Source organism: Streptomyces sp. NPDC050164 (assembly GCF_044459945.1).
Lineage (GTDB): Bacteria > Actinomycetota > Actinomycetes > Streptomycetales > Streptomycetaceae > Streptomyces > Streptomyces coeruleorubidus_A.
Window position 1 is genome coordinate 463,588 of record NZ_JBITJK010000003.1, and the last position, 11,632, is coordinate 475,219.

The window sequence follows — 11,632 nt, forward strand, 5'->3', positions numbered from 1 at the left end:
AGACCACTCTCTCGCCAGAACACCCTGTGACGCCATATTTTCGCGCTTCTGGCGCATAGTGGTCCGACCACCTCGCCGATTAGACTGCGCCGCAGCCGGTGATCGGAGGATTGGCGTGGACGACGAGACAGCCCCGCAGAAGGGCACCGTGACGCAGCGCGCCATCGAGCGGATCAAGGCGATGATCGGCGAGGGCCGGCTGGAGCCGGGCCAGCGGCTGCCGACCGAACGTGACCTGGCCGCCCAGCTCGGCATCTCCCGCAGCTCGATGCGGGAGGCGATCCGCGCGCTGACGGTGCTGGGCGTGCTGGAGGCCCGGCACGGGTCGGGCATCTACGTCACGCAGCTGGAGGCCGGCGACCTGCTGGAGACCTTCGGCGTCGTGGCGGACCTGTCGCGCGGCCCGCGTCTGGTGGAGCTGCTGGAGATCCGGCGGATCCTGGAGTCCACGGCGACGGCGCTGGCCGCCGCCCGGATCACCGCGGACCAGCTGGCCGAGGTCGAAAAGCACCTGGCGGCGATGAACGCCACGGACGATCCGGAGGAGATCCTCGCCCACGACCTGGCCTTCCACCGTGAGATCGCGGTGGCCGCGGGCAACGAGACCATGGCGGCGATCCTGGAGGGCCTGTCGTCACGGACGTTCCGCGCCCGTGTCTGGCGCGGCTACCAGGAGGTGGGCGCCTTCGCCCGCACCCGCCGCGAACACGCCGCGATCCACCGCGCCCTGGCCGCCCACGACCCGGAGGCGGCCCGCGCGGCGGCGGCCGCGCACGTGGGCGAAGTGGAGGAGTGGCTACGAGCACAGCTCGGGCCCTAGGAACAGCCCCCAGGGCCCGATGTGCCGCCGCTACTTGAACTGACCGGGCTGGTAGTCGCCCGCCGGCTGCTGAAGGACGACGTTCAGCCGGTTCGCCGTGTTCATGAAGGCGATCAGGGTCACCAGGGCGACGAGCTGCTCCTCGTCGTAGTGCTTGGCGGCCCGCTCCCACACCTCGTCCGGCACGCCGCCGGCGCCGTCCGCGATACGGGTGGCCTGCTCGGCCAGCTCCAGCGCGGCACGCTCGGCCTCGGTGTATACCGTGGCCTCCCGCCAGGCGGCGACGAGGTTGATCCGTACGGAAGTCTCACCGGCCGCCGCGGCCTCCTTGGTGTGCATGTCGACGCACACCGCGCAGCCGTTGATCTGGCTCACGCGGAGCGAGACCAGCTCCCGGGTCGCGGTCGGCAGCGGTGAGTCCACGACCAGCCGCCCCAGGGACGTGAACTGCTTGATGACCTTGCCGGCGCTCGGGATGGCGAAGACGTCCAGACGCGCGCTCATGGTGAGCTCCTCTGTCGTTGTCGATGCTTACGCCCTTATGAGTCAGGGGCCCGGCCCGATGTGACATCGAGGAATGTGACCTGCGTCTCCCGCTGTCCACACGGTGGACGAAGCGGTGGTTGCACGCCTCGAACTCGGCGAGCCGGACGCCGATCGCGCGCGGTGCCGGTCAGACCGGTGCGAGGGCCGACGGCCGCGCCGCGCGGGCCGAGCGCCGCTCGACCACTTCCAGCGGCCCGACGGCGATCCCGTCGTGGCCGAGATCGAGGAGAAGCACGGCACGCCCGGGGAGAACCCGGCCTTCTGGCGCGCGGTGTCGCCCCTGACGTACGTCGACCGGGTCACCGAACCCCTGCTGATGCAGCACGGCACGGCGGACGACACCTGCCCCCTCACCTGGTCACGGCAGGTCGCCGGCGCGTTCGAGAAGGCCGGCAAGGACGTCGAACTGCGCACCCACGCCGGCGAGGGACACACCTTCGGGCCGCGGTGGCCGGCCTCGATGGACCTCACCGAGGCCTTCTTCGCACGCCACCTGCGCCGAGCCGCTCAGACCCGGGACCGGTACAGCCCGAACCCGGCGATCCGTACGGGGTCTCGCACCCCGGTCGCCCGGACCCGCCACCGCCGGGCCCGCACGGCGTCGGGCAGCAGCAGGATCCGGCTCGCGCCGATCACCGCCGCCCGGGCCACCTCCTCCCAGCCGCCGTCGCGGTACGCGCGGGGCGCACCAAGGCGCATTGATCTGCCGAGGGCCTCGACGTGCGCCCCCGGCCGGTGCACAGTTCTCCCTACGTACTCGCCAGTAAGCCCGTCCCCGCACGCCGAGGAGCCTCTGTGACCACCTGGGCCGGCCGCACCGCCGTCGAGATATCCGCCGCCGTACGCGAGAAGCGGATCACCCCGCGCGAGGTGGTCGCCGAGCACCTCGACCGGATCGGGCGGCTCGACGGCCGTGTCGGGGCTTTCCGCACGGTGCGCGCCGAGGCGGCGCTGACCGAGGCCGACGAGGTGGCCGCACGCGGCGACTTCGACCGTCTGCCCCTGGCCGGGGTGCCCGTGGCCGTCAAGGACAACCTCGCCGTGCGCGGCGAGTCCACCCGCGTCGGCTCGGCCGCGACCCCGGACACCCCTGCGGCGCAGGACCATGTGACGGTGGCCCGGCTGCGGGCGGCGGGCGCGGTGGTCGTGGGGCTGACGAACGTGCCCGAGCTGTGTGTCTTCGGCACGACGGACGGCGTGCTGGGCACCGCCCGCAACCCCTGGGACCCGACGCGCTCGGCGGGCGGTTCGTCGGGCGGCAGCGCCGCCGCGGTCGCCGCCGGGATGGTGCCGATCGCCCTCGGCAACGACGGCATGGGCTCCCTGCGCATACCGGCCGCCAACTGCGGCCTCGTCACCATCAAACCGGGACACGGAGTGGTCCCGACGGGTGTCGGGGACAGCGACTGGTTCGGCTTGTCGGAGAACGGACCGCTGGCCACGACCGTCGAGGACGCCCGCCTGATGCTTTCGGTGCTCGCGGGCGACGAGCCCGCCCTCCGCTGTGAGCCCGGCCCCCTCAGGGTCGCCGTGTCGCTGCGCAGTCCGCTGGCCGGCGTCACGATCAGCCGACCGTACACGGCGGCCGCGCGGGAGGCGGCCGGGGTGCTGATGAAGGCGGGCCATCAGGTCCGGCGCGCCGACCCGCCCTACCCGATGTCGCTCGCCACGACCTCACTGGCCCACTGGACTGCGGGCACCGCCGCGGACGCCCGGCACCTCGACGCACGTCTGCTGACCCGGCGCACCCGGGTCCACGCGAGACTCGGCCGGCCCTTCCTGGGCAGGGTGCGCTCCGGGACGGCCCGGGAGCGGCTGCGCCGGCGGCTGGAGCCGTTCTTCGCCGAGTACGACGTGCTGCTCACGCCCGCGCTCGCCCGGCGCTCCCCGAAGGCCGCGCCCTGGCATGAGCGGGGCTGGCTGAGCAACGTCCTGGCGAACACGAACTACTCGCCGCTGACGCCCCCGTGGAACCTGACCGGCTGGCCCGCCATGTCGGTCCCCTGCGGAACCCTCCCCTCCGGTGCCCCCTGTGCCGTGCAACTGGTGGGACGCCCCGGCACGGAGTACCAACTCCTGGAACTGGCCCAGCAGTTGCAGGAACGAAATCCGTGGCGGCGTACGGCGCCGATGAACTAGAGTCGGCCGGGTGACTGCCGGGTCGGCCGTAGGCCATACACGAGTGAGGCGCCCGGCCTCGGAGTGAGCGCGGCGGGGGCGACCCCGCCCGGGCCCGCCCGAGAGCCGGAGAGGGCACGAGCCCCGCCTCCCGTCTCCGTGTTTCCTCATCCCCTCGCGCCACTGCGGCGCTTCACCACGGATCCCGGAACCCGGAGACGATTCACACTCATGTCCCACGCACAGCACGCACCCGAACTGCCGGCCACCGTCGCCCACCTCAACCACACCGCCGTCTTCGCCTCGCACCGCCAACTGTCGGCGGAGTTCCTGGCGGCGGTCCTGGGCCTGAAGGTCGGCGCCCCCTTCGGGCCCTTCCTGCCCGTCGACCTGGGCAACGGCGTGACCCTCGACTACTACGAGAAGACCGACGAGCCGATCCAGCCGCAGCACTACGCGTTCCTCGTGCCCGAGGAGCAGTTCGACACCATGATCGCCCGGCTGGAGGCGCTGGGGGTCACCTACTACGCCGACCCGAGGCACACCGATCCCGGCCGGGTCAACGACCTCTTCGGCGGCCGCGGCGCCTACTTCGACGACCCGGACGGCCACAACATGGAGATCATGACCCGGCCGTACGTCCGTCCCTGACGGCCGCCCGGGGGACCGTCCTGCCGACCACCCAGTAGTGCTTGCCGAGGCGCCGGATCCGCTCGAAGCCGTGGCTCTCGAACAGCGTCGCCGTGCCGGTGTACAGGAACGACGCGGAGACCGACCGGCCCTCGGTGTCCTCGGGGTAGCCCTCCACGGTTCCGCCGCCGAGGCGTGCGATCTCGTGGAGGGAGCCGTCGAGGGCGGACCCGGCTCTCCTTCTCGGCGCGGTTCTGTCCGGGTGTCGTGCCGCGGCTCAGGCCCTCGGGATGGAAGGCCATGCACCAGCAGCCGCCCCACACGCCGTTGTGCCGCTCGACCGGACCGGCGAAGTCCGGCCAGCCGGCCTCTGCCAGGGGCCTCACCCGAAAGCCGGCCATGGAACCTTCCGATGGTCTGATGCTCTAGGGGGTGTCGCCAAATGGGCTCTTGTTAGGGCGCAAGCGCTGACCTTCGGTCTGGCCTGCACGTACCATCCCGCGCATGGGGAAGTGGGGATTTCTGCTGGGGCTGCTTTTTGCCGGAATGCTCGGTTGGGCGTTGGCTGGAGCGGTGACCAGTGGCTGCGGGCCATCGCGTCGAGGCGGCTGTGGTGTTCCAGACGGGGCCGGCCGGTATTTCGCAGCGATGATGACCGCGCCGTTGCTGTTGGTCTTCCTCGCGCACTCAGGGCTTGGCGATTGGTACGCCCCTCGTCGCGTGGCGCCTGGGTCGCAGCCGACGTACTTCGCCCGCCGAATGCTCCGGGCCGCCCAGGCGCAGGCGGATGCCGCCGGCGACATCGAGTGGCTGGTGTCGGTGGACTCCACCGTCGTCCGCGCCCACCAGCACGCCGCCGGAGCCCGAAAAGGGGGCGCCGCGGCCCCGCACTCGGACGCTCCCGAGGCGGTCTGACCAGCAAGATCCACCTCGCCTGCGACGCTCTTGGCCGACCGCTGGCTTTCACCGTCACCGGCGGGAACACCAACGACTGCACCCAGTTCACCACGGTGATGCGCGATTCGGGTGCCCCGGGTCGGTCCGGGCCGCCCCCGCCTGCGTCCCGCCCACGTGCTGGGCGACAAGGGCTACAGCTCCCGGGCCATCCGGACCTGGCTCAGACGGCGGGGCATCGCCCACACCATCCCCGAACGGGCAGAGCAGATCCGCAACCGGCTCCGGCGAGGCAGCCGTGGCGGTCGCCCGCCGGCCTTCGACAGAGAGTGCTACAAGCGGCGCAACGTTGTCGAACGCTGCTTCAACCGCTTGAAGCAACGGCGAGGCATCGCCACTCGCTACGACAAGACCGCCGAGTCCTACCAAGCAGCCGTCACCCTCGCCTCGCTCCTGATGTGGGCGTGACGTTTGAACACAACTCCTAGAGCTCCCGGTACATGATGTGCAGTCCCACCACGCCGTGCCGGGGGTGCTCGAACGCGTCGGGGACCGTACCGAGGGTCGTGAAGCCGAGGGAGGTCCACAGCTTCACGGCCGGGTTGGTCTCGACGACGGCGTTGAACACCATGCCCCGGTAACCGGCGGCCCTGGCCTCGGTCAGGAGGTGTTCGGCGAGGGCACGGCCGTAGCCCCGGCCGCCCTGGTCCGGGTCGACCATGAAGCCGGCGTTGGCGATGCGGGCGGCGGGGCCACCGTAGTTGGGGGTGAGGTAGGCGGAGGCGACGACACTGCCGCTGTCGTCCTCGACGACGTAGACGGTTTTCGCCGGATTCATCCACAGGACCCGGGCCTCGTCCTCGGAGGTGCCCGGGTCCCATGCGTAGGTCTCGCCCGCGGCGACGATGCGGTGCCAGAACGGCCAGATGCGCGGCCAGTCGTCAGCCGTTGCTTCCCTGATCAGCATGGACGTGAGTCTGACACGCCCATGCGTTCGACGATCGCTGAGGGGCAGGCGCCCGGTCAGTCGACGCTGGGCAGGATGTGGGGCTCGGCGAGGTCCTCCTCGTAGCCCGCGAGGCGGATCGGGGCCGACCGGGCCCACACGTCGAGGCTGCCGAGCTCGTCGGACCGGCAGCCCTTGCGCTCGGTGCGTTCCTTGGGGCGTTGCTCGCGATTCGTCTTCTCCGGTGTCACCGCGCACTCCTTATGTGTCGGTCACCCTCGGGACGTGTGCGCCGGTCCTGCTCTGCGCCTGCCGCCCGCTCGGGTCTGATGCCAAATACAGTTCGGACGCGGTGGCGCCGGTAACTCCCGGGAGCGCAGGCCGTGGTGTACCGGCTTGTCCCATGACGGACCGTGGGTGTGGGTCCCGTCCTGCTGTCCGTCCGCCCCAGATTAACCAAATGAGCGGCCCCCCGCTCGATGGGGCTGAAAACTGGCGGTAACGATCGCGCGTCATCCTGTGTTCAGCTCGGGTTTACGCACCGATTTGCCATAGGAAGAACGTTTTACGGATCACTCGAACGGTGTAAGCCCGCACCGGCGGTTTCCAGACGGTTGCGCAGTTCAAGTGCCGTTGGCTGAGTCGCAAGCTCGCCATGGTCTGCTGCCGTACGGCAACGGCTGTCTCGCAGGAGGACTGACGCATGGAGCTGCGCAGCGTCGAGGAGCTGATGGATCTGCTGTACGCCTGCCGGGGCACCAGGGTCGCCCCGGACCGCGACCGCCCACCGGTCGACCTGCACGATCACGCGCTGCGGACCGCCGCGCTGCTGCGCCGGGGCCGCCCGGCCGACAAGGAGCTGCAAGTGGCGGGGCTGGTGCAGCCCGTCGGCGGGCTGCTGTGGCCCGGCGACCCGGCCGGGCACGCGGACCACGCCGCCGACGCGGTGCGTGCCCTGCTCGGCGAGCGGGTCTCCCACCTCGTGCGCCACTGTCCCCGCCCGGACGCCCCGGCCGACGACGACCTCCTCGCCCTGCGCCGGGCGACCGAGGAGGGCCGCACGGCCGGCTTCGACGCCGGGGTGCTGGAGGACTGGCGCACCGTGCTGGAACTGCTGGCGGCCCGCAGCTCCCGCCACCTCGGGGCTGTCGACTGACGGACGGTGATGAGACGGTCCGTCGACGACATCGCCGTCGTACGGTCCGGGCGCGGCAAGCCGCGCTCAAGCCGCGGCCGGAACCCCTACCACTTCCCCGGCTCGTAGTCCTTCAGAAAGACCCCGTACAGGTCCTCCCCCGCCTCGCCCCGCACGATCGGGTCGTACACCCGGGCCGCCCCGTCGACCAGGTCCAGCGGCGCATGGAACCCGGCCTCCGCGAGCCGCAGCTTGTCGTAGTGAGGTCGCTCGTCCGTGATCCATCCCGTGTCGACCGAGGTCATCAGAATCCCGTCGGTCTGGAACATCTCCTGCGCGCTGGTCCGCGTCACCATGTTCATGGCGGCCTTGGCGGCGTTCGTGTTCGGATGTCCCGCGCCCTTGTAGCCGCGGCCGAAGACGCCCTCCATCGCGGAGACGTTCACGACGTACGCGCGTGAGCTCGCCGCCTTCCTCGCGGCCTCGGCCATGACCGGGCGGAGCCGGCTGATCAGGATGAACGGCGCCGTGTAGTTGCACAGCTGGGTCTCCAGCAGCTCCACCGGGGAGATCTGCTCGATCGTCTGCACCCAGGTGTTGCTGTCGACGACGTCGGGGACCAGCCCGCCCGCGTCGATCGCCGTGCCGTCGAGGTGCCGCTCGACGCTGGCGTTGCCCGCGACCAGGGCGAGGTCGGCGACCTGCTGGGCGTCGAGGCCGCTGGTGCCCAGGGGCAGCGCGGCCAGGCCGTCGACGGCGCCGGAGTTGAAGGCGCCGATGACGTGGTGGGCGGGGAGTTCACCGGCGGGCAGCGGGGCGCTCTCGCCCTCGACCAGCGCGGCGTAGGCGGACGGCAGCCGGCGTACGGTCTGGGTCGCGTTGTTGACGAGGATGTCGAGCGGTCCCGCCTCGGCGACCTGCTCCGCGAGGGCCACGGCCTGGGCCGGGTCGCGCAGGTCGATACCGACGACCTCCAGGCGGTGGATCCAGTCCGCCGAGTCGTCCATCGCCTTGAAGCGGCGGATGGCGTCCTTCGGGAAGCGCGTGGTGATCGTGGTGTGCGCGCCGTCGCGCAGCAGCCTGAGCGCGATGTACATGCCGATCTTGGCGCGGCCGCCGGTGAGCAGGGCGCGCTTGCCGGTGAGGTCGGCACGGACGTCGCGCTTGGTCCGGTTCACGCGGGCGCAGTCGGGACAGAGCTGGTGGTAGAAGTAGTCGACTTCCACGTACCGCGCCTTGCAGGTGTAGCAGGAGCGCGGGCGCTGGAGTATCCCCGCGATCCTGCCCTCCTCGGTGTTCGACGACGGCAGCAGACCCTCGGTCTCGTCGTCGATGCGCTGGGCGGAGCCGGTCGCCGTGGCCTCCGTGACCGCCTTGTCGTGGGCGGTCTTGGCGGCCCGGCGCTCCTGGCGGCGGCGCTGCTTGACCGTTCGGTAGACGCCCGCGGTGGCCCGGCGCACGGCGATGGCGTCCGGGTGGTCGATCTCCAGCTTGTCGAGTTCCTCGAGCACGCTGAGGCAGACGGCCAGCCGCTCCGGGTCGATGCCGGGTCCGTACGAGAGCCCGCTCGCCTCGTCCATGGCCTGCGGGCCGTCCTCTGTCACCGTCATCGCCGCTGTCGTTCCCTGCTCTGCCGTGGTGGCGCGCCGGTCGCGCCCGCTTTCGAAGGGCGAATTTTACGCCAGCGGCGGGCCGGACCGCCAAACCCGCGCGCTTCAGGACCGGCAGGCCGTGATCAGAGTGCGCACCTCCTCCGAGACGGCCGCCGCGAGCCGGTCGAGGTCCGGCACGGCCGTGCCGTCGGCGACGAGCCCGTAGTGGACGCTCCCCCGGTACGTCGAGACCGCCACCGCCACGGAGTGGCCGGGGGCCAGAGGGGCGAACGGGAAGACGGCGGTGAGCGGGTTGCCGCCGAGCTTCAGGCCGAGGCTGGGCAGGGGCACGCTGGTGACCAGGATGTCGAACCAGAGCCGGGCCGCCTGGCCGACCAGCGGTCCGCCCAGCCGGTGGGCCAGGGCCGGGACGTGGTCGGCGAGCAGGGCGACGGCGCCCGCGCCCCGGTTGGGGCCGGCGTCCTTGTTGCGGTCCATGGCGGTGCGGACCCAGGCGAGGCGGGCCAGCGGGTCCGGGTCGTCCACCGGAAGCCGTATCAGGTAACCGGAGAGCCGGTTGCCCTGCGGGTACGCGGTGCGCGGGCGGCGCTTGGAGACGGGGATCAGGGCGCGGGGCGCGACGTCCTCGCTGCCGTCGCCGCGCTCGTCCAGCCAGCGGCGCAGCGCGCCCGCTACGACCGCGATCAGGACGTCGTTGACGGTGCCGCCGACGGTCTTGCGGACGCGGTGCACGTCGTCGAGGTCGAGCAGCACTCCGGCGGTGCGGCGGGTGCCGCTCGGCTCACAGGTGAGCGCGGGGGTGGAGCGCACCTCGAGGGAGGAGCGGGCGACGGAAGCGCCGATGTCCAGGGCCCGGCCCACGTCGGACAGGGCGCCGCGCACCATCCCGGGCAGCTCGCGCACGTCCGGCAGCAGACCGCGCGGGGGCTCGGCGGGGCGGGGCCGGGGCGCGGGCATGTCCATCGGGTCCATGACGCCCGCGGCGAGGGTCAGCGCCCGCAGCCCGTCGGCCAGGGCGTGGTGGAACTTGAACAGCACCGCGAAGGAGACCCCGTCCTCGCCGGGCAGCACATGGGCCTCCCACGGCGGCCGGCCACGCTCCAGCGGCCGTCCCATGAGCCGGCCCGCGACCGTGTGGAAGTCGTCGGTCGGCGCGTGCAGCCGCACGTGGTTCAGGGCATCGAAGTCCGGATCCGGTTCGCGGGCCGCGCCGCCGAAGGCGAGGGGCCGGCGCAGCGCGGCGGGCAGCGGCTGCCACACGTTGCGGATCCGCATCCGCAGTCCGGGCACGCCGGCGGCGCGGGCCGCGAGCAGGTCGGCCGCGTGGGCGCCGGCGGCGGGCGAGTGGGAGGAGAAGATCCCGAGCGCGCCGAGGTGCATCGGGTGGTCCGCGGACTCGATGTTCCAGAACGCCAGGTCGAGAGGAGCGAGCAGGTCAGCAGTCAAGGGCTTGCCTCGCGTCGACGACGGGTGGGCCAGCAGTCAATCGCTCCCAGCCGATTACGGTCAAGTACGATCAGGCTACGTACAGTTAACACCAGATTAAGTCCCGCCCCGGTGAAAGGGGCGGGACTTATGGTGCATGTGTGGCCAGTTCAGCACAGGTTGCGGCGCCGGGCACCCCGTGGGAGTCACCCGGGAGGCGTCATCGCAGCCGCTCTCGTCAGGTGACCAGCTGTCCCTTCCCGAGGGCGATGACGCCGCCCTTGGACACCGTGTACAGCTCCGCGTCGCGCTCCGGGTTGACGCCGATCGTCGCGCCCGGCGGCACCTCGACGTTCTTGTCGAGGACGGCGCCGCGCACCACCGCGCCCCGGCCGATGTGCACGTTGTCGTGCAGCACCGACCCCTGCACGACGGCCCCCGGGTCGACCACCACACCCGGCGACAGCACGGACCGCGTGACCTGACCGCGGATGAGACAGCCGGCGCTGATGATGGACTCGCTGGCGATGCCCCCGGCGTTGAAGCGGGCCGGCGAGAGCTGGTACGAGTGCGTGTAGATGGGCCAGCTGCGGTTGTACAGGTTGAAGGCCGGGCGCTCGGCGATCAGGTCCATATGGGCCTCGTAGTAGGCGTCCAGCGTGCCGACGTCCCGCCAGTAGCCCTGGTCGCGGGTGGTCTCGCCGGGCACGTGGTTGGCGCTGAAGTCGTACAGCGCGGCCTCGCCCCGGTCGGTGAGCTGGGGCAGGATCGAGCCGCCCATGTCGTGCACGGAGTGCTCCTCCTCCGCGTCCCGCTGGAGCGCCTCGATGAGGGCCTTCGTGGTGAAGATGTAGTTGCCCATGGAGGCGAAGACCATCTCGGGGTCGTCCGCCAGACCGGGCGGGTCCGCCGGCTTCTCCAGGAAGCGCTCCACCGTCTGGCCGTCCGAGCCCGGCGTGATCACGCCGAACGCCGAGGACTCGCTGCGCGGCACCCGGATCCCGGCCACCGTGACGCCAGCTCCGCTGTCGATGTGCTGGGCGAGCATCTGGCGGGGGTCCATGCGGTAGACGTGGTCGGCGCCGAAGACGGCGACGTACTCGGGGCGCTCGTCGTAGATCAGGTTCAGCGACTGCAGGATCGCGTCGGCACTGCCCAGGTACCAGCGGGGGCCGAGGCGCTGCTGGGCGGGCACGGGTGTGACGTAGTTGCCGAGCAGGCTGGACATCCGCCAGGTGGTGGTGATGTGCCGGTCCAGCGAGTGCGACTTGTACTGCGTCAGGACGCAGATGCGCAGCACGTCGGCGTTCACGAGATTGGACAGGACGAAGTCGACCAGGCGGTAGGTGCCGCCGAAGGTGACAGCGGGTTTCGCTCGGTCCGCGGTGAGGGGCATCAGACGTTTGCCCTCTCCGCCGGCCAGCACGATTCCCAGGACCGAAGGACCACCACGACGCATGGCCGCTCCCCTCACGCCGATTTTCCGATGCCTGCCCCTGAGCAGC

The 11,632-nt window shown here is 71.5% G+C and carries 12 protein-coding genes and 1 pseudogene; 6 read left to right on the forward strand and 7 right to left on the reverse strand.

Features of this window, described 5'->3' with window-relative positions; genetic code table 11:
• Positions 1-115: 115 nt before the first annotated feature.
• Positions 116-820 carry a FadR/GntR family transcriptional regulator gene (locus tag ACIBNA_RS07565; protein ID WP_399164303.1) on the forward strand — a complete coding sequence of 235 codons (705 nt, stop codon included), beginning with the start codon at positions 116-118 and terminating at the stop codon, positions 818-820.
• A gap of 30 nt (positions 821-850) precedes the next feature.
• Here ACIBNA_RS07565 and ACIBNA_RS07570 read toward each other — a convergent pair whose 3' ends face one another.
• Positions 851-1,324 carry a carboxymuconolactone decarboxylase family protein gene (locus ACIBNA_RS07570; RefSeq protein WP_399164304.1) on the reverse strand — a complete coding sequence of 158 codons (474 nt, stop codon included), beginning with the start codon at positions 1,322-1,324 and terminating at the stop codon, positions 851-853.
• A 115-nt stretch (positions 1,325-1,439) separates the two neighbouring features.
• On the opposite strand from ACIBNA_RS07570, the gene ACIBNA_RS07575 reads away from it, so the two are divergent.
• The 3 genes from ACIBNA_RS07575 (at position 1,440) to ACIBNA_RS07585 (ending at position 4,135) form a co-directional block, all read left to right on the forward strand.
• A complete protein-coding gene (locus ACIBNA_RS07575) occupies positions 1,440-2,165 on the forward strand; it encodes an alpha/beta hydrolase family protein (protein ID WP_399164305.1) in 726 nt (241 codons plus the stop codon).
• Entirely contained in the window at positions 2,162-3,505 is a 1,344-nt protein-coding gene (locus ACIBNA_RS07580; RefSeq protein WP_399164306.1) for an amidase, read from the forward strand. Before ACIBNA_RS07575 ends, ACIBNA_RS07580 begins: the two co-directional genes overlap by 4 nt.
• 210 nt (positions 3,506-3,715) lie before the next feature.
• A complete protein-coding gene (locus tag ACIBNA_RS07585) occupies positions 3,716-4,135 on the forward strand; it encodes a VOC family protein (protein ID WP_399164307.1) in 420 nt (139 codons plus the stop codon).
• On the opposite strand, the gene ACIBNA_RS07590 is transcribed toward ACIBNA_RS07585, so the two are convergent.
• A complete protein-coding gene (locus ACIBNA_RS07590) occupies positions 4,107-4,292 on the reverse strand; it encodes a hypothetical protein (RefSeq protein ID WP_399164308.1) in 186 nt (61 codons plus the stop codon). The genes ACIBNA_RS07585 and ACIBNA_RS07590 overlap by 29 nt on opposite strands.
• A gap of 578 nt (positions 4,293-4,870) precedes the next feature.
• Here ACIBNA_RS07590 and ACIBNA_RS07595 point away from each other — a divergent pair.
• Positions 4,871-5,476: pseudogene (locus ACIBNA_RS07595) on the forward strand (IS5 family transposase); the annotation flags it as partial.
• Between the two features lie 16 nt (positions 5,477-5,492).
• Here the strand turns inward: ACIBNA_RS07595 and ACIBNA_RS07600 are convergent.
• Both ACIBNA_RS07600 and ACIBNA_RS07605 read right to left on the reverse strand, forming a co-directional pair.
• Positions 5,493-5,975 carry a GNAT family N-acetyltransferase gene (locus tag ACIBNA_RS07600; protein WP_399164309.1) on the reverse strand — a complete coding sequence of 161 codons (483 nt, stop codon included), beginning with the start codon at positions 5,973-5,975 and terminating at the stop codon, positions 5,493-5,495.
• A gap of 56 nt (positions 5,976-6,031) precedes the next feature.
• Positions 6,032-6,205, reverse strand: coding sequence for a hypothetical protein (locus tag ACIBNA_RS07605; protein WP_399164310.1), 174 nt, complete (start codon positions 6,203-6,205; stop codon positions 6,032-6,034).
• Positions 6,206-6,657: 452 nt separating this feature from the next.
• Here ACIBNA_RS07605 and ACIBNA_RS07610 point away from each other — a divergent pair, with 452 nt between their 5' ends.
• Entirely contained in the window at positions 6,658-7,110 is a 453-nt protein-coding gene (locus ACIBNA_RS07610; RefSeq protein ID WP_399164311.1) for a hypothetical protein, read from the forward strand.
• Positions 7,111-7,196: 86 nt separating this feature from the next.
• Here the strand turns inward: ACIBNA_RS07610 and ACIBNA_RS07615 are convergent, their stop codons facing one another.
• From ACIBNA_RS07615 to glgC, 3 genes are all read right to left on the reverse strand, one after another.
• On the reverse strand, positions 7,197-8,699 hold the full coding sequence (locus ACIBNA_RS07615; RefSeq protein WP_399164312.1) for an SDR family NAD(P)-dependent oxidoreductase: 1,503 nt from the start codon (positions 8,697-8,699) through the stop codon (positions 7,197-7,199).
• Positions 8,700-8,804: 105 nt separating this feature from the next.
• Positions 8,805-10,148 (reverse strand): wax ester/triacylglycerol synthase family O-acyltransferase, encoded by a 1,344-nt coding sequence (locus tag ACIBNA_RS07620; RefSeq protein ID WP_399164313.1) that lies wholly within the window; start codon positions 10,146-10,148, stop codon positions 8,805-8,807.
• 217 nt (positions 10,149-10,365) lie between these two features.
• The gene (gene glgC, locus ACIBNA_RS07625; RefSeq protein WP_399164314.1) at positions 10,366-11,586 is read right to left on the reverse strand and encodes a glucose-1-phosphate adenylyltransferase; all 1,221 of its coding nucleotides are present in this window, start codon (positions 11,584-11,586) and stop codon (positions 10,366-10,368) included.
• Positions 11,587-11,632 lie beyond the last annotated feature (46 nt).